The organism is Alteromonas sp. G5_S2_22_S1, assembly GCF_054968525.1.
Genome location: NZ_JBQKUJ010000001.1, coordinates 358991 through 384421, shown reverse-complemented (window position 1 = coordinate 384421; position 25431 = coordinate 358991). Strand labels below are relative to the sequence as shown.

21 protein-coding genes are annotated in these 25431 nt (G+C 40.2%); 15 read left to right on the top strand and 6 right to left on the bottom strand.

Going from position 1 to position 25431, the window contains the following annotated elements; translation table 11 throughout:
* The first annotated feature begins 519 nt into the window (after positions 1-519).
* Positions 520-2051, top strand: a protein-coding gene (locus ACTRWF_RS01720; RefSeq protein ID WP_414631214.1) for an IS3 family transposase whose coding sequence is annotated in 2 segments (ribosomal slippage) — positions 520-982 and positions 982-2051 — 1533 coding nt in all. Because the reading frame shifts where the segments join, the coding sequence is not laid out codon by codon here.
* Positions 2052-2126: 75 nt separating this feature from the next.
* The gene (locus tag ACTRWF_RS01715; protein WP_462835024.1) at positions 2127-4130 is read left to right on the top strand and encodes a tetratricopeptide repeat protein; all 2004 of its coding nucleotides are present in this window, start codon (positions 2127-2129) and stop codon (positions 4128-4130) included.
* 181 nt (positions 4131-4311) lie between these two features.
* On the opposite strand, the gene ACTRWF_RS01710 is transcribed toward ACTRWF_RS01715, so the two are convergent.
* Positions 4312-5766: an undecaprenyl-phosphate glucose phosphotransferase gene (locus ACTRWF_RS01710; RefSeq protein ID WP_020743344.1), complete on the bottom strand. Its 1455-nt coding sequence runs from the start codon at positions 5764-5766 to the stop codon at positions 4312-4314.
* Between the two features lie 678 nt (positions 5767-6444).
* On the opposite strand from ACTRWF_RS01710, the gene ACTRWF_RS01705 reads away from it, so the two are divergent.
* The 5 genes from ACTRWF_RS01705 to ACTRWF_RS01685 all read left to right on the top strand — a co-directional run bounded on the left by ACTRWF_RS01705 (position 6445) and on the right by ACTRWF_RS01685 (position 11936).
* Positions 6445-7650: an outer membrane beta-barrel protein gene (locus tag ACTRWF_RS01705; RefSeq protein ID WP_273001089.1), complete on the top strand. Its 1206-nt coding sequence runs from the start codon at positions 6445-6447 to the stop codon at positions 7648-7650.
* An 83-nt stretch (positions 7651-7733) separates the two neighbouring features.
* A complete protein-coding gene (locus ACTRWF_RS01700) occupies positions 7734-8195 on the top strand; it encodes a polysaccharide biosynthesis/export family protein (RefSeq protein ID WP_012518096.1) in 462 nt (153 codons plus the stop codon).
* A 26-nt stretch (positions 8196-8221) separates the two neighbouring features.
* Positions 8222-10438, top strand: a complete 2217-nt coding sequence (locus ACTRWF_RS01695) for a polysaccharide biosynthesis tyrosine autokinase (protein WP_462835023.1) — start codon at positions 8222-8224, stop codon at positions 10436-10438.
* A 9-nt stretch (positions 10439-10447) separates the two neighbouring features.
* Positions 10448-11188: a CpsB/CapC family capsule biosynthesis tyrosine phosphatase gene (locus ACTRWF_RS01690; RefSeq protein WP_462835022.1), complete on the top strand. Its 741-nt coding sequence runs from the start codon at positions 10448-10450 to the stop codon at positions 11186-11188.
* Positions 11181-11936, top strand: a complete 756-nt coding sequence (locus ACTRWF_RS01685; protein WP_462835021.1) for a VpsP family polysaccharide biosynthesis protein — start codon at positions 11181-11183, stop codon at positions 11934-11936. The genes ACTRWF_RS01690 and ACTRWF_RS01685 overlap by 8 nt, the downstream gene beginning before the upstream one ends.
* Here the strand turns inward: ACTRWF_RS01685 and ACTRWF_RS01680 are convergent, their stop codons facing one another.
* The 5 genes from ACTRWF_RS01680 to ACTRWF_RS01660 form a co-directional block, all read right to left on the bottom strand.
* Positions 11937-12347: a 3-phosphoshikimate 1-carboxyvinyltransferase gene (locus ACTRWF_RS01680; RefSeq protein WP_462835020.1), complete on the bottom strand. Its 411-nt coding sequence runs from the start codon at positions 12345-12347 to the stop codon at positions 11937-11939.
* Between the two features lie 33 nt (positions 12348-12380).
* Positions 12381-13787 carry an O-antigen ligase family protein gene (locus ACTRWF_RS01675; RefSeq protein ID WP_462835079.1) on the bottom strand — a complete coding sequence of 469 codons (1407 nt, stop codon included), beginning with the start codon at positions 13785-13787 and terminating at the stop codon, positions 12381-12383.
* Between the two features lie 44 nt (positions 13788-13831).
* Entirely contained in the window at positions 13832-14401 is a 570-nt protein-coding gene (locus ACTRWF_RS01670; protein ID WP_462835019.1) for a hypothetical protein, read from the bottom strand.
* Positions 14402-14533: 132 nt separating this feature from the next.
* A complete protein-coding gene (locus ACTRWF_RS01665; protein WP_462835018.1) occupies positions 14534-16471 on the bottom strand; it encodes an EAL domain-containing protein in 1938 nt (645 codons plus the stop codon).
* A complete protein-coding gene (locus ACTRWF_RS01660) occupies positions 16471-17142 on the bottom strand; it encodes a transglutaminase-like cysteine peptidase (RefSeq protein WP_462835017.1) in 672 nt (223 codons plus the stop codon). The genes ACTRWF_RS01665 and ACTRWF_RS01660 overlap by 1 nt, the downstream gene beginning before the upstream one ends.
* A gap of 353 nt (positions 17143-17495) precedes the next feature.
* Between ACTRWF_RS01660 and ACTRWF_RS01655 the strand changes: the two genes are divergently transcribed.
* The 8 genes from ACTRWF_RS01655 to ACTRWF_RS01620 all read left to right on the top strand — a co-directional run bounded on the left by ACTRWF_RS01655 (position 17496) and on the right by ACTRWF_RS01620 (position 25417).
* On the top strand, positions 17496-18635 hold the full coding sequence (locus ACTRWF_RS01655; RefSeq protein WP_462835016.1) for a glycosyltransferase: 1140 nt from the start codon (positions 17496-17498) through the stop codon (positions 18633-18635).
* Between the two features lie 2 nt (positions 18636-18637).
* Positions 18638-19957 carry an O-antigen ligase family protein gene (locus tag ACTRWF_RS01650; protein ID WP_462835015.1) on the top strand — a complete coding sequence of 440 codons (1320 nt, stop codon included), beginning with the start codon at positions 18638-18640 and terminating at the stop codon, positions 19955-19957.
* Positions 19947-20513: a serine O-acetyltransferase gene (locus tag ACTRWF_RS01645; RefSeq protein ID WP_462835014.1), complete on the top strand. Its 567-nt coding sequence runs from the start codon at positions 19947-19949 to the stop codon at positions 20511-20513. The genes ACTRWF_RS01650 and ACTRWF_RS01645 overlap by 11 nt, the downstream gene beginning before the upstream one ends.
* Positions 20514-21638 (top strand): glycosyltransferase, encoded by a 1125-nt coding sequence (locus ACTRWF_RS01640; RefSeq protein WP_462835013.1) that lies wholly within the window; start codon positions 20514-20516, stop codon positions 21636-21638.
* Positions 21635-22522: a sulfotransferase gene (locus tag ACTRWF_RS01635; protein WP_462835012.1), complete on the top strand. Its 888-nt coding sequence runs from the start codon at positions 21635-21637 to the stop codon at positions 22520-22522. The genes ACTRWF_RS01640 and ACTRWF_RS01635 overlap by 4 nt, the downstream gene beginning before the upstream one ends.
* Before the next feature lie 2 nt (positions 22523-22524).
* Positions 22525-23367 carry a glycosyltransferase gene (locus ACTRWF_RS01630; RefSeq protein WP_462835011.1) on the top strand — a complete coding sequence of 281 codons (843 nt, stop codon included), beginning with the start codon at positions 22525-22527 and terminating at the stop codon, positions 23365-23367.
* Between the two features lie 121 nt (positions 23368-23488).
* Positions 23489-24469: a glycosyltransferase family protein gene (locus tag ACTRWF_RS01625; RefSeq protein ID WP_462835010.1), complete on the top strand. Its 981-nt coding sequence runs from the start codon at positions 23489-23491 to the stop codon at positions 24467-24469.
* Positions 24470-24487: 18 nt separating this feature from the next.
* Positions 24488-25417, top strand: coding sequence for a glycosyltransferase (locus ACTRWF_RS01620; protein WP_462835009.1), 930 nt, complete (start codon positions 24488-24490; stop codon positions 25415-25417).
* Positions 25418-25431 lie beyond the last annotated feature (14 nt).

Here is a 25431-nt window from a genome sequence, read left to right as displayed (position 1 = left end):
AATATGGGTTAGGCTTAGGCTCAATCTAACTTTTGTTGACTATATAAAAAACGTATAAGCACTTGTTAGTGGATTAAGTTTCGCAGATAGCATCACTCGTTGACTTTAAATACTATTCAAAGCGCAGCTCAGTAAAGATATTGGATGCGTAGCTATGCCTATTTGAGGCTATACAATACGGACATTGGAAATTCTATATGCACCAAACTAAAGCACTTCCCCTTTCTAAAATGCTTCTTCACTTCATCGTTCTGAGTTTATTCTGCAACGTTGCTTTATCTGATGAAAGTACAGAGGCTCAAAAACTTTATGAGAAAGCGCTCGCCAGCCAAGATATTCTCAGTGAGTTAGTGTCAATGCATGTTCCGGCCCATTCCGATCACCCATTTCGGTTCAATCCGATCAGTGATTTCGGTCTAATCCGATCGCTTATTTCGGCGTTATCCGATCCCTCTGTGTCAGGATAGTTGTCGCCTCAGTTTTTCATAGTATTAGACAGGGTGCGGAAGTTAGGCATGAGTGAGACATTATCCAGAAGAACATAAAAAGGCAGTGGTTAGTAAGTTGATTGAAAGCGGTTTATCATTACGCCAGTTTGCGCAAAGAGAAGGTATTAGCCTGTCTACGTTGTATGGTTGGCGGGACAAGTATACAGAGGCCGATTTCAGTTTGACTAAAAGTAATACGCCAGAGAATTGGACCGCAGAGCAGAAGTTTTCTGCGGTGATAGAGACTGCTGCCATGTCGGAAGTTGAGGTAAGTGAATACTGCCGGAAAAAGGGCCTTTTCCCGGAGCAAATCCAGCAATGGAAACATAGCTGTATCTCCGGTAATCAATCCGAGGCGGATAAGCGTAAACAGCAGGCCCAGGAACGTAAAGCGGATAAGAAACGCATTAAAGAGCTGGAAAGAGAGTTAAAACGCAAAGACGCAGCGTTAGCCGAAACTGCTGCGCTTCTGGTGCTTAGAAAAAAGTTAAATGCCTACTGGGGGGAAGACGAGGACAACTAACCACGTTCTCAGATAGGCAATACTATATTTCACTGATTGATGAAGCCGTTAGTGCGGGGGCCAGAAAGCACAAAGCCTGTGGCATCATCGGCTTATCCCTGCGCACGTTACAACGATGGCGGGACGCGGATGGAATTTGTGCAGATAAGCGCCCGGAGGCGAGCAGGCCGACGCCTGCAAATAAGCTAACTGAGATAGAACAACAAGCCATTTTGGATATCTGCAATGAAGAGCGGTTTGCCAGTCTGCCGCCCAGTCAGATTGTGCCCATGTTGGCCGATGAGGGAGTTTATCTGGGTTCGGAATCCAGCTTTTACCGTATATTGAAAGCCAATAATCAGCTTAGCCACAGAGGCAAAGCAAAACCCAAAGGTACACAGGCAAAACCTGATGGATTTACGGCTACGGGACCCTGTGAAGTGTGGACCTGGGATATATCGTACTGCCCCTCTACGGTCATTGGTCGGTTCTTTTATCTGTACATGATAATGGATATTTTTAGCCGTAAAGTTGTGGGATGGGAAGTGTATGATTGCGAGTCTGGTGATCATGCCGCTAACCTCTTGGAACGCACGCTATGGTCTGAGAAATGCGTGAATGACGAGATAATCTTACATTCTGATAATGGCAGTCCGATGAAGAGCCTGACCATGCAAGCTAAGATGATTGAAATGGGCGTTATCGGCTCACGTAGCCGTCCCGGTGTCAGTAATGACAACCCTTACTCAGAATCTCTGTTCCGCACAGTCAAATACTGCCATAGATGGCCGAGTGAAGGCTTTAAGTCGCTGGAGGAAGCGCGAGCCTGGGTGCGAGATTTTGTCCGCTGGTATAACACCGAACATCGCCATAGCCGCATAAGATTCGTTACCCCAGAGCAGCGACACAAAGGTGAAGACCAACAGATACTGGCAAAGCGCACTGAGTTATATGCCGAGGCAAAAGTGAGAAATCCAAGTCGTTGGTCTGGTGAAACCAGAAACTGGGATAAGATCGGAAGCGTAGAGCTAAATCCGGAGAATAAAAAAGAAGCAGCTTAACAGCTCAGGCGACAACTACCTTGAAAAACGCCGAGGACGAAAAAGAAGAAGAAAAAGTGATCGGATAAAACCGAAATGACCGTTCGGATTCACCGAAATACGCAGTCAAAAGAAAGCCTAACAACCAGTAGTTTTAGACAAAAACAAAAGGTAGCGAAAAAAGAAAGAGTGATTCTTCACGAGCTTATCAAGGAACATAAAAGTTCAGAATATTTACCCTATGCAGTGCTGCGCTTTCTTACTTTAAATCGGGAAGAAGGCGTACCAATATATTGGGGAATAAAAAATGATGTGAAAAATATAATAAATGACAGGAACAATAAGCACCGAAATACTATGCTAGTTCTTATCAAAAAACTTCAAACTAACAAAAGCTCAAGATTCGATGGTGCTTCCTTATTGTATTCCATGCCTGCTGTAGAAATGTTATCTAACGATAATGCTGCGGTCATTGCAGAAAATAAAACAACACAGCGACAAACAACGGGGCGTCACGTAAACACTATAGAAGGCAGTAAACCTCAATATAAGCCCTCTGACAACGTAAGAAACTCACAAGCCTTAACACAAGCACCTAATTCCGAGAGTAGAACAGTAAGTCAAGACGAGAAGCCCCAAGAAGTAGTAGCATCAAAAATGGAAGACCTTAGTGCGAGCGACTTACTTACTTTAGCGACTAAGGATCAAGATTGGGAGCATAGAAAATTGATTTATGAGTATTTTCTCAAGCGTTTCCCGAATGAACGACGCGCGCCTGATGTAATGTTTGGACTTGCGGCAACATATACGCAGTTGAAGCAGAACGACAAAGCGCTAGAGGTTATAAGACAATTTGAAGGTAAATATCAATCGCACCCATTAATGGCTATGCTTGGAAATTTAAGGCAAAAGCTTATAGAAGATGAATTGAAGATTGATGAAAACGTTATTGAAAGCAAAAATGCTATAAAAACTATAGATGACGTAGCGCTTCAAAGAATAAAATTTATACAAAGGCTAAATTCAAACGACATATCGTCGAAAACGGAGTACGACAAATTAGTATCCGAGATTGGCTATTTTGCTAACGACATTATTCCTCCTGTTTTAACTAAACTTAGCAATGAGTTTATAACAGACTTAAGTGAAAACTCCTCCATTACGAGCGACTCATTCAACGATTGGCATAGCAAAAAAGCGTTTGCACTCCGATTTGAAATAAAGATGTGGCAGCAACTTTATGAACTAGCCTTTTCCAAAGCGAAAGACAACTCCGTACGTGATTATTACGGTGGTGAGAAGGACGAGCTTCGAGAAGACCGCTCCCCCTATAAAAGTCTTTATAGGAACTTATCAGATAAAACCTATTTAATTTTTGAAAGAACATTCGAGTTACCAAGTGCAAAATCGCGCAGTCTTTTGGACTCGTTAGACAAAACGCAAAGCACCTCGAGTTCGCGTACAGTTTCGTCACATAATAGCTTTAAGTATCGGTTACTAACGCCAACAGAATATGTATTTGCTGGTATGGGGGCGCAAGCTGGAGCGGCGGCCTCTGGGGTGTTTGCTAAAGCTGCGGATCTCAATAAGTTGGAAGTATCAATTCAACGTACGAGAAAGTTGTTGTTCGAATGCTTTCCAGATTGCGCAGATTTGGCAAAATTGAAAAGCCAATTTTCCGGTTTATTAATGCAAAAGGATTTTCATTTCTTGTCTGTAAGTGGGCGAGATCGTTCACTCATGAATGTTTACAGCAGAGGTATGTCGGCTGCACTAGAGGGAATATCTAATGAGTCCGGATTTACTATAATCGATGGAGGTGTAGATTACTTTTGCCAAAATGAATTTCTCATTTGGTCATTGGATTATCAAGATGCTTCTCACGAAATTATGGGCGGACAGCTAGACGATTCACTTAAAGCTCTTGCAGACTTTGCATCAGGAAATATCGGCTCGATTAAATCTTTAGGTCACAAACAAGTAGCGCAAAAACTAGCTGTATTCGATAAAACTTTACCTTCCTATAGAAAATATCAGTTTTGTAGAGATGTGTCAGAGTTTGATAACGGTAATATTTTAAAACAGCTTGGTCGCTTATAAAGATATCACTGAGTCAGTACTTATAATTAGATATGACATTATTTTTTAATGAGTTATATATGCTTTCGGAGAAACGCTTGCTAGCAAGATATAGCTACATGAAAGAGAAATAGAGCTGATACGTTTTTCTGGTAATAAAAAAGCGGCTTAAGCCGCTTTGGAAAAATTCGAATAAGGGTAATCAATAGGCGTTCTTATTAATAAAGCCATTGAAAATAGTCATAAATACTATTTTGATATCAAACCAAATAGACCAGCGATGTATGTAATCTAGATCGTATTCTACGCGCTGTACCATTTTGTTAGTTGTCTCAGTCTCACCACGCAGGCCATTTACCTGTGCCCAGCCTGTAATTCCTGGTTTAACTTTATGGCGTAACATGTAGCCTGTAATGATTTTGCGGTATTCCTCGTTATGCGCCACAGCGTGAGGGCGAGGGCCAACAATCGACATACGGCCTTGCAGAACATTAATAAACTGCGGTAGTTCATCCAAAGACGTTCTTCTTAAGAAACCACCAATCTTCGTTAAACGGGCATCGTTTTTGGTTGCTTGTTTTACAACTGCACCATTATCTTGCGTGGTCATAGACCGGAACTTATAAACCGTAATTTGTTTACCATCTAATCCGTAACGCTTTTGTTTAAAAATAACGGGCCCTTTGGATGTAAGCTTAACTGCTGCTGCAATCGCTAACATAGGAACAGATATAAGCATTAAAATTAGAGTACTTAAAACAATATCTTCAAAACGCTTAAGAACGTCGCTTGCACCTTGGAACGGGGTGTCGTAAACACTTAGTGCTTGCACATTACCTACTGTTTGCCAGCGAGCATTTAGTAGGTTGTACATGAAGAAGTTCGGAATAACATAAACGTTTGCCGTGGTGTCACTACACTGCTCTAATATGCTGCGAATTCGGTTTTCTGCACTCATCGGAAGGGCAATGTAGATGTAATCAACCTCATTGCGCTTTGCCATTTCTATCGCAGCTTCAATGTTGCCTAACACAGCCCCTTGCATCTCGTGTGGAAGGCGCTCTGGCTCACGGTCATCGAAGAGGCCATTGAACTTGATACCCAAGTGCTCATTTTGTTGTATCTGAAGTGCGACATTCGCGCCAAGTTGAGTAGCGCCTATTATTATAGAGCGACGTGAGTTCAAACCACTTTTACGAATGCGAAATAAAAATTTTCGCATAACAAATCGCCACATGATTAAAACAACGAATGACGATGCGAACCACAGTAAAATTGCAGGCGGCGGAGTTTTAATTTCTTGAACGAAGAAGTATCCCATGGTCATAGTGCCCAGAATACTCAACATCCAAGTAATTGCGGCTGCGCGAAGCATTTCTGGTGTTCTGTGACCGCGCCATGAACGATAAAGCTCTACGCCTTCCGCTGAAATTTGGAAACAAATTACGTTGATAAATAGTAGGATTAAGCTTGTTGTGTCTATTTGCGTTCCATAATACGCAGCCGAAGAATAATAAAGAATAGTGACAAGTGAAAGGTCAATAAGTCTGTAAATCGTAGAAAAACCGCTCTGGTTTCTAACAACTAAACCACCGTTGGTATTAGGTTCTACCGGATGAGCTTTTATCGCTTTGTTAGATTCTACTCTATTGTCCATTTAGGTAATCTCTAGGTGAAAAGTGAAGGCCGCCGTGGATGGCTTGGTTGTTTTACTAGCCTGATCCAATTATTACGTGAACAGTAAAAACAGCTAATACATTTATCTAAAAGTAAGCAATAGTTGTGCCTAATTATGGCGCGGTGTTTGCTGCTTTTACAACTATGTGTTTTTGACACGTTAATCTTAGTTATTTCAGAACTACTATTTTTCATTGTAACAATATTGGACTGTTATTGTAATTTTATTACAGCAAACAACTTTATTTCGTACTAATTTGGTGCAGAAAGAGTAGAATGACGCTCACAAGCTTTCCATTCGTTACATAAATACGATAGCATACTGAGCAAAATAACGTGTCGACATATAGCTGAAACAATACCTAAGTACTTTATAAAATACTTTTGATTTAGCTAATGTGTCTGCGAGCGGCCGTTTGTTGAGCGCAGGCGAGTTAACGAAACTTTTTCTACGTTTAGTTAAGAGGCCAAAAAACGGCACGTCTATTGCTCGTGTTCAAATATAGTTTAGATATTCCGGTAAAAAAACACCAAAAATTGTAAAAGATGCAGATTTTTCTTTTACTAGAGCTATACGCGTGTGTAGTGGGTGAAAGCTAAACGAAGTTACCGTTATTAGATTGTCATTACAGATAGGTCATCGAAGGAAGGAAAAAACATGTTTAAAAGGACCAAAAGCATCATAGCAATGTCGGTAATTTGCGCCACCCCGACACTATATGCCCAAGAGGCCGGTCGAATCCAAGCTGGACAATTCGATTTAATACCATCATTTACTTCGTCAATGGCTTATGTTGATAACGTTGCATATGCGCGTGATGATGACCCCAAAATATATAGCTGGCGCGCTACGTTATCACCGGAATTGATCGCTGCTACAGAAGTAGATGGTAACCCAGTTCAAGTTGGATATAGATTAGAACGCGGCGTTTATTTTTCTAGTGATAACGACGATTACACCGATCATTTTGTAGAAGCTTCGGGTGACTTCGAGTTGAACAGTCGCCATCGAGTCAATGCTGTCGCTCAATATGAAGACGGTCATGAAGAGAGAGGCACCGGCTTCTCACTAGGCCTTGGTACAGCTATTACTACTCCTGACAGGTATAAAAGTACTTATTTCGGTGGTGAATACATGTACGGCGCTGCTACATCTGATGGTTTGTTAACGCTCAAAGCCAACCGTGAAACGCTAGACTATGATAGGTCTGAACAAGCTTACCTAATTCGAGATCGTGTAAAAAATAAAGTAGGCGCTGAATTGGGTTATAGAATAGGTTCAGCGACTACAGCCGTTCTTGATGTCACCCAAACTTATGTCAGATACGATAACCAAACCGGGATTGAAACACGTGATAGTGACGAGACACGTGTTCTATTAGGTGTAACTTGGGAATCGACTGCTGCAACAACGGGTTTTGCGAAAGTCGGTTATAAAGAGAAAGATTTTGAATCTGCAACAAGAAGCACCTTTTACGGAACAGATTGGGAAGTTGGAGTAGAGTGGCAACCTGTTTCATATTCAACGTTCCGCTTCTCGACCAATGCGGATACTCGCGAAACAAACGGCGAAGGAAACTTCATTCGTGGCAGAGACTATACTGCATCATGGAATCATGAGTGGTTAAATCGTCTAAGTTCTTCTGTGAGTATAACTCGTGAAACCAATGAATATGTATTAAATGATGAAGGTATAGAAAACCGTGATGACGAGCTGATGCGCTATTCAGCCTCTCTAAATTATCAAGCACGTCGTTATTTATCGTTCTCGCTGTTTTACCAGTTAGCAGATCGTGACAGTAATAGAGAATCAATAGGTTACGATAGAAACGTTGTAGGTTTATCCGCAGAGGTTACGTTGTGAAGAATGGTGTAGTTTATAGTTTCTTCTTAATTTGTTTCTTACTCCTCTCGAACGTCGTTACGGCCCAAGAGGGTAATTTAAGTATGAGCCAATATCAGCTGGGCTCTGGCGATAGAATACAAATAAGTGTTTTCGGGCAAGACGATCTGTCTATGGAGGTTCGCCTTCCTGACGTTGGCACAATAAACTATCCATTCCTTGGTGAAATAAAGCTTGTAGGCCTAACTGCAGCACAAGTAGAACAGCTTATATACGACGGTTTACTAGGTGACTACCTTGTTAATCCATCTGTTTCTGTAGCTATCGTGGAATATCGCCCGTTCTTTATTGATGGCGAAGTTAAGCGCCCTGGCGGTTATGCTTACCAACCAGGGTTGTCGGTAAATAAAGCGGCGGCGTTAGCAGGCGGGTACACCGAACGAGCAGCGCGCGACAAAATAACAATCATTCGCGAAAAAGATGGCAGAACTAACGAGTTCACAGTAACGGTTAGCGACATGATCCAGCCTGGTGACATTATCACCATTAATCAGCGTTTCTTCTAAATTTTACGTAGCGTTCAGGAATAAAAATGGCAGTAAATAGCAGGGAAGAGTTAAACGCCGGTGTGTTTGAAAATGAAACCATCGACATTGCTCATTATTTAGGAATTATAAAGCGTTACGCATTTCGTATTATTTCATTAGCAATTGCGTTCACAATTTTAGTTGCGCTGTTAGTTATGCGCATGACGCCCATGTATACCTCTACCACGACTATCTTGGTAGAAGCTGACAAAGCTAACGTTGTTTCAATTGAAGAAGTCTATGGCTTAGATACCAAGCGTAAAGACTACATGCAAACTCAGTTTGAAATTTTGCAGTCGCGTCAAATTGCAGAGCGTACGGTGGAAAGCTTGTCATTATGGAATAATGAAGAGTTTATGCCAGCCAAAGAAGAGCCAGGTATTGCCGACCAGCTTAAAGCCAGTCTTCTAGAGGCATTACCATTTTTGCCGCAGGAAGAGCCAAAAGAGCTTACCGAAGAGCAAATTTTAGCGGCTAAAAAACGTAAAGCTACGTCCTTGCTAATGAGAGCGTTGTCTGTAGAAATGGTAGATAACACGCAAGTAATGCGTATTACCGTTACCACCGAATCTCCGCAGCTGTCGGCTGAATTGGCCAACGCTGTTACCGATGTGTACATCGAGAACTATCTTCAAGCTAAGCTGGATATGACGGCAAAAGCGACGTCTTTTCTTACAGAAAGCTTAGAAGGTTTGAAGCAGAAACTAGATGTTGCTGAACGTAATTTGGCGAAGTTCTATGAAGAAAACCAAGTGGTAAACATTGATGGTGTAGTAGGTTTAGCGTCTGAAGAACTAGAGCAGCTAAGTAAGCAGTTATTAGATGCGCAAACGGCGCTTAAATTAAATGCGGTAATTTACAAGCAAACACGAAACGATGTTTCTTTAGATGATATTGCGCGTTTACCAGAAGTGCTTAACCACCCGACTATCAGAGACGTTCGCCGCGACGAAGCTAAGGCGATGACGCGCGTAAGTGAGCTTAGCAATGTATACGGCCCGAAACACCCGCGCATGATTGCAGCAAACGCTGAGCTTTCATCAATAAGAGAAACATTAAGCGGCCAAATTCGTGACCTTATTAGAAGTATAACTACGCAATACGAAGTATCGGAAGATCGTGTTGCTCAGTTAGAAAGAGAAGTTTCACGAGCAAAAGCAGAATTTCGCGACCTATCCGCGCTGGATAATCAGCGCAAAGCCCTTCAGCGCGAAGTTGATATTAATCAGCAGCTTTACAATTCATTCTTTACACGCTTAAAAGAAACAGACGAGCTAGGTGGGTTTGAATCTGCAAACGCAAGAGTGTTGGATGAAGCGCTTCCAAACTATGTGCCTTCAAAACCAAATAAAAAATTGTTAATTGGCGCAGCTTTCGTATTTAGTGTGGGTTTTGGTGTGTTCTTAGCTATTGCGATGGAAACGCTTAACAGTGGTATACGTTCAGTGGAAGATGTTGAGCGCAAGCTTGGTCAACGCATGCTGGGCCTTATTCCTTGGTTACCACACAAGAAAAAGACCGACTTGCCCGTTCGTTCATTCTTCGACGGTAAAAAGCATCAGTTTGCCGAGTCTGTTCGTACATTGCGTACTAGCTTGTCTTTATTAAATTTAGACAAAGAGCAGCAAGCTATAATGGTAACCTCAAGTGTACCTAAAGAAGGTAAAACGACGGTTTCTATAAACTTGGCGTTCGCCTTAGGTCAGCTTGATAAAACGATACTTATCGATGCAGACTTACGTCGCCCTTGTGTTGGTAAGCAATTCAATATTCCAAATTACCAGCCTGGTGTAGCGAACCTTATACTCAAATCTCATACATTTGACGAGTGTTTAGTAAGGGATGAAGAGTCTAATATTGATATTTTATCTGCCGGTACTATTCCTTCTAATCCGCAAGAGCTACTTTCAGATAAAGGTTTTAACGAGCTAATTCAACAGCTGAAAACACGGTATAAATATGTAGTTATTGATACTGCACCGACGCAAGCGGTAAGTGATTCTATGGTTATTGCTAACTCTTGTGACTCGGTTATTTATGTTGTGCGTGCTGACAGTACCAGTGAAAAACTAATTAACAATGGCTTGTCTCGTTTCCTTCAAGTGGGTCATCGTCTTGATGGTGTAGTACTAAATCAAGTAGACTTACGCAAATCAGGAGCAGCACAAAGGTACGCTGGGTTTTATGATCAATATGGGTATACTAGTCATAAAAACAGCTAACAGCATTTATTGATAGACTTACATAGCCACATATTACCTGGCATCGACGATGGTGCCAGGTCTCTAGACATTGCCTTGGAAATGGCACAGCAAGCGGTAGATGGCGGTGTTCGCCATATGGTTTGCACACCACATATACACAAAGGCTATTTTGACAATACGTTAAAGTCTATCGAACAAACTTTCTTAGAGTTTCAAAAAGAAGTAAATCGCACGTGTATTCCTCTTTCCCTTTCCTTTGCCGCAGAAGTGCGCGTCAACGAGCTAATTCCTATTTGGTACAAGCAAAAGGAGCTGCCTTTTTTAGGCGAATATAACGGCAAGCATATCCTGCTACTAGAAATGCCACATAGCCATATACCGCAAGGCTTGGAAGTACTTATAAAGTGGCTTTTGAAAAATAACGTGCAGCCACTTATCGCTCACCCAGAACGCAACCGTGAGTTGTTAGCTGAGCAGCACAAATTTAGTTGGCTGCAGCGACAAGGCTGTATGTTCCAAGTTACTGCAGGTGCGTTAACAGGCCGCTTTGGCGACAAGGTAGAAGACTTTGCATTATCTATGATGCGAAACAAAGCATTTCATATTGTGGCGTCAGACACCCATGACCTTGTACGCCGGCCTAACGATATGAGCGCCGCCTACGAAGTTGTGTCGACATTCAGTGATGAACTCGCACAAGAGGTTTTTATAAAGCGGCCTGGTGAGATAGTGTCGTTCGCTCAAAGCAATGAACCAATCAATGACTAGCCGTTTACTCAATAGCTTCACAAATAACAGCTTAATACTGAAGTGGGTAATGGTGCTGCTTGCCGGTTTCTGTTTTTTGTGGAGCTTCCAGCTTTTCATTGCGGGTAACGCGTATTACAGCGTGAAAAACGATATTGAGGGGTGGCAACTAAGCCCTGACAAAGCTTCAATAAACAGAATTGACAGTGGCCTAAGTAAAATTAGGAGCGCTATCGATTATTTCCCAGATAACGCGCTGTATTATCAAATACAAGGGCAGCTGTTCGAGTGGAAAGCCCTTGTTGAAAAGAGAAGTAAAGAATCGAGCGATGCTGAATTAGGCTTAAAGAGCCATAGTGATAACTTAAAGAATGCGGCACAGAGCTACGAAAAAAGTCTGTTAATAAGGCCTACTTGGAGCGGTAGCTGGATTGGCTTGGCTTCTGTAAAGCTACAGCAGGGTGAGTTAGATAAGGAATTTTACCATTACTTAAAAAACGCGAAGCAAGCCGGCCCACAAGATGCCATAGTGCATAAATTCATAGTGGAGTTTGGTTTAGAAATGTTTAGTGCAAGGTCTATTCACTATGTAAAAATTAAAGAGCAATTGGAACAGCATTTGAATTTAGGCCTTCAAAACCCGCTAAGCAGAGGTTTTGTTTTAAAGGCAATACAAAAGCACAATGCGAGTGAAACTGTTTGCAGATGGTTGCGCGACGCCAGTTATCCGGTTAAAAAACGCATACCCAACTGCATAACCTACAATTAGCTATCCTTTCCCGTTTAGCCAATCCCACAAGCCTAATGAAAACCCTTCAAAAAGGTTAATACCTAACCAGCTTTTTAAAATATACAACAGCACTAAGCCTAGTACTAAAGATACGCATAAGAATAAAGCAATAACCGCTGCCATCACCAGTTTGCCTATGCGACTTTCGGTACGCGATAGGTCGCGCTTATCTCGGCCTGCCAGTAAAACGAAGTAATATCGGCTTCGCAGTAAACCTATAGTGCCTCTTACATCAACTTTGTGGCTACCCCATCGCCTACCGGCTAGGGCTGTGTTTAGGTGAAACAGTTGTTCGTCAGTAAAAGAATCGGCAACATTTTTTGGCATACGTTCCAGCATATGTTGAACGTTTGGCTCTTCTTTTATCGGTCGCTTTATCTTTAATACCACACAAATCCCCTTGTGTTATAAAACCAATGTTGGTTATTTATCTTGTCTTCCCATAGCTATATCGCGGCTTAACGCACCTAGCGCTAACAGTATAATAAATATAGCGGTATTTGCAGGCGCTTGTAGAGGAAAGTCTACCGTACTATGTAATGCCATCCCTATAACCGCCATAACAGCAGCAAAGGCTGTTCCCCTTGGTAGCGGGTGTCTTCGGTGTCGTATTGCGCTTAAGGCGCTTTTCGCGCAAAGCAAAACGAGCATGGCTATAATGACTGCGCCTACTATGCCAAACTCAATAGCAAACTGAAGGTATTCATTGTGAGCATGATCGTAAAAGTGCTGAATAGATTCACTTTGTACCTGAGGGTATACCGTATAAAAGGTGCCTCCTCCTGTACCTATAATCCCATATTGGGAGAGAAGGGGCAGGGCATCAGTAATAACTTCATCTCTGCTTTCTTGAGTTAAGTTTGTTTGCTCTAAACGTTGCTGAACCTGCTTAAGTCCAAAAAGACTACTAACAATAAGAATGTCGATTACCAACATACTGATAAATAACACTACATAGCTTTTTTGGCGCGGTTTGAAGTAAATTAAGCCTAGTGTGGCGGTAATAGTCATGGCTATGAAAAAGGCGCTGTTACCCATTCTAGAGCGAGACATAACTAACGCAATAACCATAATAATAATGCCAATACGAAACAGCACTTTATTGCTTAACCAAAAGCGCACTATTCTACGTAATCGCTCTCTAGTGCTAGAACCGCTTTGAACACGCAAATTCGCTATCATATAACCAATAGCAGCGCTTAAACATAGCAAAAGAAAGTTAGCGTAGTGATTCTTATACACAAAACTTCCCGTTGCGATATGCGAAACAGGTAACTTAAACACCAAACTATACTGTAAGCCAGACAATACTTCCAATGCACCGTATATAGCTTGAAACACACCAGCAGCGCTAATCACTATCAAAGTGTACCTAAGGCGTTTACCTGTTTTGATAAGCGTAAGTGCAATGAAAAACAAGAAGCAATAGGCAAGCGATTTAAAAAACGTAACGTTGCTCTGCCCAACATCGAAACTTAGCGAAAGCCACTGCGACCTTATATCTTCTACGTACCGAATATTTTCGTTCATCATAAAGTGAACGCGTTCAGGGCGAAGGGCTTCAACTAAAGAAAAAGGAAGGGGAATTATATTAACGAGCTGCCAGGCTAAAAATGCCATCCATACAATAACAAGCACCTTGAATTGTGCGTATAGCTTTGAAAGTAAAGAGTTGTTAATGAGTAATAAAACGCCGCCAATAAAGAAAAACGACATTTGCATTAATGCCCACGCCCAAGGGCGGTTGGCACCTAACGATAAAGGCAGCCAAAAAAGAGTGAACAAAAGAAAACCGAAAAGAAACTTTTCGGTTTTCTGGGTATTAAAAATAGGCACTTACAACGTACTAGCGCGAAATTTAAAAATAATGGACTTTAGTTCGCTGAAATAGTGGTATCGCCACCGCCAGCACCAGCGGCACCCGTACCTACACCTAGCGGAGAAAAGGTATTGCCTGCAGCGCCTGCCGCAGTTGCCGTTAACGTGCTAGGGTCTACACCTGCATTAATAACTGCTAATAATGCGTCTTCTTCGCTAATAACCTGCATCTGAAGGGCGATATTGTAAATTTCATTAGCGTCTTCTGGGAACATCAAAATAGCGATAGTTACTACTTGTTCTGGTTGTTCCGGCAATTCACCAAAACCTGCTATAGCAATTTCAAAGCCGGTTGCGTTGTCGTTCAGTAGACTCACCATCGATTGATAAGCAGCTTGGTTCTCGCTTAAGTAAGATAAGCCAGCGGCATTAAAAAACATACCTTCGTCAAGTACGGTCTGGCTTACTTCACTAGCTGCTTGCTCAACTGCTGAACCTTCTTCAATTTCAGTAACTAGAAGGTTTCTAACTTGTAGGCCTGGTACGCTACCTTCTTGTGCAAAAGAAACTGTTGAAAAAGCAATCAATACACAAAAGAGCACAGATAAAATAATGTTGCTACGCATAACTTATCCTTAGATTAAAAACGTCTGGTTAGCTTCTTGCTAACGCCATATGACCATATTGTACAACAAGTGAACGTCTAAGATCTCGCTTTTGTTGTACATCTATTCATTTATGCTCATTTTACGCGTGTATTAAAACTGCCACAGCGATGGTTTAGCAAAATAAAAACCTTGTTGATATGAAACATCTAATTTTGACAAAGCGACACATTCCGCTTCATTCTCAACAAGTTCAGCAATAATGTTAATACTTAACCCACGAGCGATACTCAATAAACTACTTACAAACAGCTGACTGTCTTTATCCGAGTGAATATCTTTCGTAAGTTTGCCAGAAATTTTTACAAAATGAGGCTGAATAGCCCTCAACCCGACTAACGATGCAAGATTGTCTCCAAAATGTTCAATGGTAATCTTGCAGCCTAAATTAACCAGCGACTTGCAAAACGATACTGCATCGTTTTTATGGTGTATTAACGCAGAATCTTCTAATTCAAAGATCAAATAGGTGCACAGCGCTTCATTTTGGTTCAGTAAACCTAATAGCCACTGTCTAAATGTTGCATTGGCTAGCGACGCGTTCGCAATGTTAATCGCAACATTACGTTTGTCTTCTGCTAGCTTATTAAGCACTAGGCTTACCACCAACTTATCTACCTCAGGAATTAAGTTCAAGCGCTCTGACGCAGGAATTAATTGAGACATTGGTATAGGGTTGCCAGTATCTTTGTCTTTAAATCGTGCAAACGCCTCGAAATAAGCGGGCGTGTTTTGGTCAACGTTCATTACAGGCTGAATAAGTATATCGGCATATTGCTGGTGTAATATTTGGTTCAAACGCTCTTTCCACGCCGTATTGCTGTGAATGTGAGAAAGCTCAGACGCAAATTGCCAGCCATTGGGTTGTTTTGTAGCGGCCATAAGCGCGCTGTCGGCATTTTCCATAATTTCGGAAAAAGATTGTTCATCATTAAACTGCGCAGCGCCAATCCATACTGCTTTACTGCCATCTTTAAGTGGGTTGCAAGGTGCTAGCGTACTACAGAGTACGTTTATGTGGGCTTCACATTCTTGCTTTGTCATAGCCTCTGTAACCAAAACAAAATCAGCGCCCGATATCCTAAACAAAAATGATGTTTCTTGAATACTAGATGAGAAGTTTTTAAGCTCTTCAGCTACACCAGTAACATACTTATCGCCATCTTGAGCACCTAACGTCATGTTAATAGCGTTTAGTTGTGCAAGACGTATTAAAATTAAATAGCCTTCATCCGAGGTGGCAGTTTTACTTAGTAGCGCGTTCATGTGGCGGGTGAAAGCGTTTCTATTTTGCACACCGGTAAGGCTGTCTTCAAAAGCTTGAATTCTGAACTGCTCGGCTTTTTGTGTTAGTTCTTTAAACATAACTTCAACAGAAGTAGAAAGCCTGTTTACTGCCTGGGTTATAAAAGAAAGTTCTTTCGTAAAAGGTCTGTAGTTGATGTGAGAAAACTTTTGATTTTGAATATCTTCAATTTTATTTACCACAATACGAAGCGGTTTTGTAATGGCAGTGATGATAAAAAGCAGGGCAATATAGGCAAAAACAAAGGCTGCAAAAAACATAAACGCACTTTGTTTAACGCTTTCCCACAAGGTTTCATTGGCAAGCCCTGGGTGACTTTGAACCGCTAGTTCACCTGCCATCGTCCAACCATCATTTAATTCTGTTTTTTCAACGGGGGGAGTAACTTCTACAATATCCGTAAACCAGGTAGGAACCGTATCGACAGTATCTGGGTTACGTCTTTCAATCAGTAGGTTCCCCTCCATGTCAGTAATGGTAATATACTGATAGAACCCTCTGTCGAAAATAGCATTTACCATGGTCTCGGCTACAATCAGGCCGTTAGCGTCACCCAAATAGGGCGTAACAGAAAGTCCTAACGAAGTTGCGGTATCTTGCGCGTGGGTAGCAAGCTGCTCGTTTACATATTCTCTTGTTAGCTTAACGTTTATTATGAAAGAACCAGCAAAAACCAGTATTAAAAAAACGAGTAAGCTTGAACTTAATTGGGTAGATAGTCTCATTATTCTTGTTTATCTCCGTACATAACGCGGTCTAGCCGCTCTACCATGTCGTCCCACATTTTCATTGGGCCGCTTCCCCTAAGTTTGCGGCCAGTGCCCATAGCTTTAGCAGCCCACAGTCCGTTACCGTTAAAGCTATAAATAGGCGACAAATCTCTTCTTTTATTGGCAGGCAAAATACGCCTGTTTATATTATCCAAAACAAGTGGAATAGAGGTTGGGGTTTCATAATACGCCAATACCATGTGAGGTTGGCGCAATTCTAACGCAGTAACATACATTAGTCGCAACTGTTGTTCGGGAATACCAAGCTCGAGTAAAGAGAAATATTTGGCTATGGTATAGTCTTCACAGTCGCCTGCACCGGTAGAAATAAACTCAATTGGCGTTGCCCAGTAATCTTTTTGTTGCCAGTGAACAAGGTCGTCTACAAAATCAAAGCGGTTAAAAAATCGATTTATTTCGTAAAGCTTTTCGTCTAAGTCTTCACTTTGTAGTTCACTAACCAATTGTCGCCATTTAGCAACGTTTTCGCTAGCCTCAGTGCCATAAACTGAACCAATACGGGCATAAACTTGGGGTGTGAACACGGTTTTTTGTTGTGCAATGGGCGATGTAACTGCCAACAAAGTACACCCTACAATCACAACCATGCGAGCAGCTAATAACATGCCGCGCACAGTTAATAAGGCAAGAAAAGGTGAGCATGAACGTTTCTTTTGGTGCAAACCGTAGGTACTTTATGCAATAGATTAAGGCAAGTGTAAAAAATCTTTCACTACTATGCGTTACCATAGCTTGCCTACCAATAACACAATGATGGCAAACTTATTAAGAACTTGAAAGGCATTTCAAAAATCATAAAGGTATTTTATTAGAAAGTGATCTTTCTGGCATGGTTCATGTTTAACTGTTTTTAATTAAGGTTTTAAAAATATAAGTATGCGGTGCGGGTTATGAAGTTGTGCGCCGTCTGGTATCATTGCCAAGCTTTGTAGTAATTTTACAACGAAAAGGAACTTTCATGGAGTACTCAGCGCGTCCAGCGGTGTTTATCATTAATTCACTTGAAGGCGGTGGCGCTGAACGAGTAATGGTTAAACTGTTAACCATAATGCAGTCTTATTTCGTTGCTAAAAACATTCCCGTACACCTTATTTTGCTAGATGACTTGCCTGAATCTCAAGTTTGCCCCGATTACGTTAATAAAATAGTGCTTAATTCCCAGGGCAGTCTAGTTTCGGGCTACCAGCAGCTAAAGCCGGTTTTAGCGAAACTAAATCCAGAATATTGCTTTAGTTTCTTAACGCGAAGTAACTTCTTGAACGTTACCTTAGCTAAGCGCTTAAAGTTTAAAGCTATAATTAGCGAGCGGGTTAATACAACAAGCCACCTTTCTGGCGGCCTAAAAGATAGTGTAAGCCGACTTTTGGTTCGTTTGCTTTACAACAAAGCTGACAGCGTTGTAGCCGTTTCTGAAGGCGTAAAAGCCGACCTTATCGACAACTATGCAGTATCAAGAGACAAAATTTCGGTGCTGTATAACCCGTATGATATACAGCAGCTTCAGGCCCAGGCATCGGAAAATGTGCAGGATCTGCCAGCAAAGCCTTACATTATTGGGGTAGGGCGCTTAGTCAAAAATAAAAATTTCTCTTTACTACTTAACGCCTATGCTAAAGCTAACATAGCAGAAAACCTAGTAATTCTGGGCGTGGGCGATGAAGAAGCGAACCTAAAAGCACAAGCCAAAGAGCTAGGAATTGAAAACAAAACGCAGTTTCTTGGTTTTAAAGCAAACCCATACCCTTATTTAAGCAATGCCGAATACTTTGTAAGTACGTCGAACGCTGAAGGCTTCCCTAATGCCATTGTTGAAGCCATGTGTTTAGAAAAAGCAGTAATAGCAACAAACTGCGAATCTGGCCCTGCGGAAATTATTGCCGAGCAATACCCTTACAGAGTAACTGGCGCTAGTAATGAAAAAAACGGTATTCTTTGTGAGTTAAATAACGCTGAAGGTGTTGCAAGTGCGTTAAGCTCATTCAGTGATGAAACTGTTCGGGCATCTTACGTTGCAAAAAGCAAAAGCTGTGCAAAGCAATTTTCTTACAATGCCTTTCAAGAAAAAGTCATAGCCATTATTGAAAAGGTTTGTAAATAAACATGTTCGAAGGGTTAAAGGTAGTTGTTAGCCTAATAAGCTTCATTATGGTGTATCGCACCATAACGGGGAACTGCAATAAATATTTAGCGTTTGCTATTTGCGCTATATGGTTGCGATTCTTTTTGTCAGCATTTCATACTATTACTTACCCTTCATTGGTTGCGGGCTTTTCAATAAATGCTTTGGGAAGTATTGGTGTAGCTGGCTTAGGGTTACTGCTTATTCCCACGTCAGCGCTTTTGCTCAAAAAGTATTTCCCGTTTTTTCTTTTTTGTCTTTGTATCGCAATTAGTGGTTTTGTAAATATGAAAATACCAGGCACGATCAATGTGTTAGTTAAATGGTGTTATTTTTTGGTACTTGCCAGCTCGCTCGTAATATCAATTAGGTTACAAGGACAAAATACAACATTGAAAAAGCTGCTTGTGGCATTCACAATGCCAGTTGCATTGCAAATTCTTTCTGTAGTTTTAGGGCAAGCAAAGGCTACTGAAGCTGATGGTTCCGCTAGTTTTATTGGTGGGTATAACCACGAAGCGGCTTTTTCAATGATAATTGTTAGTTTTATCTTCGTAATAGGGCTCATCAATCGAGGTACTCTGCCCTTCAGAACGGCTTTGTTCAGCCTTTCGTTATTTCTATTAATTTTAGTAAATTATAGAACATCTATTCTGACCATAATCCCTATAGCAGCAGTGTTTTATTTCACGCTAGTCGAACAACGCTTAAAACCTTCCCAAAAAGCACCGGTGATGATGGTTGTTGCTATTATATTATGTTTTGTATTTGTCGCATTGTCTGTTTCGATGCGTGAGAGGTTTTCTGACATAGGACTTTTGTTGGGTAACTTAGACTTGATGTTAAAAGCCCCAATATACTTCTCAGACTCTGAGCGTGATATCATGTCAGCCCGAGTCTATATATGGAGCCAATACATTGATGCTTTCCGTAATGCCGAGTTACTTAACCAACTATTAGGGTTCGGCCCAGACTCTTGGAAGGGGCGTTTCAATTTATACGCTCATAATACTTTTGTTTCGTATCTTTACGAGTACGGCGTACTTGGTTTTGTAAGTTTCATTTTTGTCTGCATAACTATCCTCATAAATTCACTCAAGCTATTAGACAAAAAGTTGTCAAAAATTATTGCGTTATCATTCGTCGGTTTCTTAGCAATGAATATGGCGACCATGCCACTATGGAATATTGAAGGGCTCATATTCTTTTCAATCTTCAATGCTGTTCTTATTGGTTATAAAAAGAAACCTAAACATTGCAGACATTCTTTTAGTAAACGGGAATTACTTTATGAAAATTAAGAGTAAATCGGATTATAGAATGTTTCTAGATGAAGATTTGAAATCACTAAATATAGAACCTTCACTGAAAAACAAGTTAACCCATGACATTTGGTCTTTTCAAAAATGCTTGAGAAAGTTGGAGTACTTTTTGAATTGCAAGATTGGACTACTAAGCAAAGTTTATGTTGCTTATTTACGGCTCAAAGTTCGAAAAAAAGGAAGAAAGTTAGGTTTTTCAATACCTCCAAATGTTTTTGGTCCAGGCTTATCAATTGCACATGCAGGTACTATTGTTGTTAACTCGAACGCACAAATTGGCAAGAATTGTAGAATTCATGTCTGTGTAAATATTGGTGCTGATGTAAGAGACGGGATGAAAGCGCCTAAAATAGGTAACGACTGTTATATAGGTCCGGGTGCGAAAATATATGGTGGTATTGAACTAGGCGATAATATCGGTATTGGAGCAAATGCTGTCGTTAACAAGAGTTTTTCAGGGAATGTGACTATTGCGGGAATGCCAGCGAAAGTGATCAGTAATGATGGCCCGAAGACCTACAGGGATATTAAGTAAATGAAAATAGCAGTTGTAGGACTTAGAGGTATTCCAAATATCATGGGGGGGATAGAGTCTCATTGTCAGCAAATTTATCCTAGGATTGCGGGTGAAGGAGTTGAAGTTACCGTCATTGGTCGTAGCCCTTACTTGGAAAAGCGGAAAACTGAATACAAAGGTGTTTCAATTGTTGGTTTGTGGGCAATCCAAAATAAGTTTTTAGAAACTTTTCTTCATACATTCATTGCTATTATTTACTCAGCCGTATTTATCCGTCCTGACGTACTCCATGTTCATGCAATTGGACCTGCGATTTTTACGCCTTTCGCACGCTTACTTGGTTTGAAAGTGGTAGTAACCCATCACGGAGCTGACTATGATCGTCAAAAGTGGAATGCATTAGCTAAGTTTATTCTCAAAACCGGAGAGAAAATGGCGTGCAAGTTTGCGAATAAAGTTATTGTAGTTGGTCGCTCTCTAACATTAGAACTTCAAAACAAATTTCCGAAAAGAAAGAACAACATTATTTTTATTCCAAATGGAACACTTGCGAATTTTGGTTTTAATTGTGTAAAAAGCGATCTTCCTAAAGATCTTTCTGTTTTATCGGACAGTTATATTTTAGCTGTTGCAAGGTTGGTTCCTGAAAAAGGACTGCACGATCTAATCAAGGCCTTCAACCATTCAGAAGCCCCCCATAAGCTTGTTATTGTAGGAGATGCTGATCATGACGATGAATATTCGCGACAAATAAAAAATGAAGCTAGTGACAAAGTAGTAATTGCTGGCCGACGCAGCGGTATTGAGCTTCAAAGCTTATACAAATTTGCAAGAGTTTTTGTTCTGCCTAGTTATCACGAAGGACATCCAATAGTAGCACTTGAAGCGATAAGTGCAGGTACAGAAGTCATCCTATCTGATATACAACCTAATTTAGACATAGCACTTCAAACCGATTGCTATTTTAAAGTTGGGGACGTCAACTCTTTAACTAATAAACTAAACAATCTCGATGAATTAAATTTACACGTTGTGCAATCTGAATTTCTTGAAAGATATGATTGGAATGCAATTGCTCAAAAAACAAAGAATCAGTATGCAAGTGTTCTTGGATTTGTACAGGAAAAGAGTGGCTCGATATGACAGTTGACCAGAAGTTAAACATAATTTACATACTCTCTGAGAAGTCCTCTGGCTCTAGTTTTCTTTTCCGTAGTCTTAATGAAGCACTAGGTATACATGAGTACCCAGTTACAAAGCATTTTGAGTCAGAGACGCTTTATTGGACAAAGGCTGCTTCTGTTTTGCACTTACCACAACTAAAGATGCTCGCCAGTTCTGTGCCGTATAGTGCCATGAGAGCACGCACTGAGATCGTTGATTTTCTAGAACTGAATTTAGGGTTCCTACCGCCTCATAATGATGACAAACAGTTAATATTTAGAGGTTGGTTTGAAATAATAAAAAAATTTGGACCAACGTTTATCGAAAAGTCGCCGCACCACCTAATGCAGAACAGTGCACTACAACTCATGAAAGAGTTTGAACTAGAATATAACGATGTTTTGAATTGCCATTATGTCTGCATAGTTCGAAATCCTAAAGATGTGTTTCTTTCTCAATTTAGACGGTGGAACGTAAATCCAATAGAACTCGAGAATCAATGGATTATAAATTATATGAATTGGTTTTCTTTCTCTTCAAGTTCACCTGAAAAGTGTACTTTGCTAAAGTACGAAGATTTAGTGCTGAATCAAGCTGAAATTACTAGCCGAATATGTAGCGCTTTAGGCGTCGATTCGCAAACAACTTTTAAAGAGAGTTCTAGAAAAAGTAAGGCATCAAAACAATCTTCGTTTTTTGGCCACACTTTTTCAGAGTCCGTTTATCATTTAGCTTCTTTGTTAGGCTATACCAAACAAGATATAGCTGGTCGATCAAATTTAAGATGGTCGATTTACCATAGATACATTCGTTTTATTTACTCGCCAGCCAAGCGATTATATACGTCACTGAGAGGGATATAATCATGGAATTCAGTGTTGTTATTACAACTTACAATAGGCCTGATTACTTAGAGCTTTCACTGAAAAGCGTATTGGAACAGCTAGCTCAACCAAGAGAAATTATTATTGTCGATGACAATTCTTCGAAAAGCTACGCAAGCGTGTTGTCTAAATTTGATGACATCAGAATAAGATATATCAAGCAGCCTTTATCAGGCGGTGCAAATGTAGCTAGAAATAGAGGAATTCATGAGTCCAATGGTGATGTAATAGCCTTTTTAGATGACGACGATATTTGGCTGCCTGAATACCTCGCTCATCATCATGAAAAATATCTCAGTGGTGCAGAGGCAGTAGTTTCTGGTTTCAAGCATTTAGGTGACGAATCTAAAGTAAAAGTAAACAAAGATAGTAAGGTTACTAAATCTTCTCTGGTAAGAGGAAATCACTATTGTGGAATGAGTGGCTTTAGTGCAAAGAGGGAATTGCTTCTAGAAATGCCTTTTGATGAAACGCTTAATAACGGCCAAGATTGGGATATGTACGTTAGATTATTCGAACGTAATGTTTCCTTTATTAATATCAACATTCCTATATTTCTCTATCGATTTCAAAATGAAGATGGAATCGGCGCAAAAGTTCGTAAAATGTCACCCAGGGACATAGAAAAGCGATTAGGTTCTGCAAAAAAACATAGAGATTTTTTAGGTGAGTACTGGTACAAAAAACGCATTTGTGAACAGGTTTTGTTTTCTCTTAAACATAAAAATTCAAAGGTAGCTTGGATTAAAAAAGCAATCGAGATTGCTGGTTATAGAGCTACGTTTATGTTTTTCCTTAATGGAGTTAAAAGAAAGTTTGGTTAATCACCACTGTTTACTTATGAACCTGCTTTAATAGCAGAGTGATATTATAACTATGGCCTGAGAGAGATAATTTAAACAAGTCTTTTTAGTCATACGGGTAACTTTGTTTGGAAAATTATAAATGAGTAACGGTGAATTAGTGCGAGCATTTATGTACCCACATAGAAGTCAAAATGAATTCTTAGACTTGAATAAAAAAGCACTGAAAAAGTTGGGGTATGATGTAAGAGAAACAAATCTTGACTTCGTAAAATTCCTTATATCATCGCCCAAGAAAGCTATTGTTATTTTAAACTGGGTGGAAGATAGAGTATATGGAAGATCTTATAAGCGTGTAGTTCAATACTTTTTGAAAATGATTGCCTTAGTTATATTTTCCAAGATTTTTGCCAAGAAGACCGTGTGGGTAAAACATAATTTCAAACCGCATAATTCCGCTGGAAGTATGAAGAGATTCAAATTTATTTGTGGCTTGTACTCATTTCTTAAAATAAGGCCGGTAGCTTTGGAAGAGTACTATAGTACGCCTGCACTTATTCATCCGTTATATAAAAATGACAAGACCATCTTAAAAAACTTAGGTTTGAATAAAAAATATGATAATGACGTCATATTTTTTGGGGGCATCAAGCCTTACAAAAACTTAGATTTAGTGTTGCAAGATTGGCCGCTTTCGCTCTCTTTAAAAATAGTGGGGAAGTGTTCAGACGCTTCATACATAAATAAATTAAACTCCATAATTATTGAACGGCGTCTAAACGTTACTTGGGACAACCGCTTCGTTTCAAGATGTGAGTTAGATGATTTACTTAATGTATCGAAATTTGTTCTGTTACCACATGCAGAAGGTACTATGATCAGTTCGGGCTCTTTTTACCATGCTATAGGAGAGGGATGCAACATTCTTACTAATGACAGCATTTTCGGAAGAGAAAAAAGTAAGCGACACTCTTTTGTGCATGTGATGGACATTAAAAGCCTGTCTAACGACATATTAGAGGGCATTTTTGTTTCTAGAGATAAAGTATTAGAAGAAGTGGTTTCTTGTTATGGCGAAGAAAAAGTAGTTAGTGCTTGGGAATTAATTCTTGCAAGTTCTTAATATAGATAAAGGATTAGAATGAATTCGAAAATTGATGTTTCAACTTCCTTCCAAAAAGTAAGCGTTTTGGTTCCTGTATATAATGACGTTGACAGAATTGGTAAGTGTATTAGTAATTTGCTGAACTTAAACTATCCAAAAGATCTTTACGAAGTAATCGTTATTGATAACGGTTCAACTGATGGCACCTACGAATATCTTTCAAATCTTGTGTCGCAGAAAAAAGAAAAACCTTTCCAACTTTTGCAATGTTTGACGCCAGGCTCTTATGCAGCGAGAAATGCTGGCTTAGAAGTTGCGAGCGGTGACTGTATAGCATTTACAGACTCAGATTGCTTAGTTTCAAATAATTGGCTTTTAAATTTAATGACAAGTTGGCATCAGGAAGAAGGTGATGTAATTGTTGCTGGTAAAGTTTCTTTTTTCTCAGATTCGGCCAAACGAACTCAACAAAGTGCATTAGATTTTGAAAACATGTTTTCTATGAAACAAGATCAAAACGCTAAAAACGGTAAGTGTATAACCGCCAACTTGTTTTGTTCGTTGGATTTGCTAAGAAAATACGGTGGCTTTAATGAAAAGTTGAAATCGGGCGGAGACGTTGCGTTTAGTCAGCGCATTGTTGAAAGTGGAGGTAAGGTTGTTTACTCAGAAAACTCTGAAGTTTTACATCCTTCTCGTAATAAAAACGAATTACTAGTCAAGCGTAGGCGAGTGGTAGGTGGCATGTGGGATTTGGAGCTCGCTGAAGCTGGATTAATACGTAAATCAAGGTTTTGTGCAAATTTGGTAAAAATGTTTTTTATTCGTTCTAGCCAAGCATGTATTAACTCTACGTTATCACCCAAACGTAAAGCAGGTTTAATCTGGTTACTTTTTTTGATTTTTCTTACCAGTATGACTGAGTTTCTTCAGCTTCAATTAGGTAAAGAAGCAAATAGAACATAGTTGATACTTTCGTA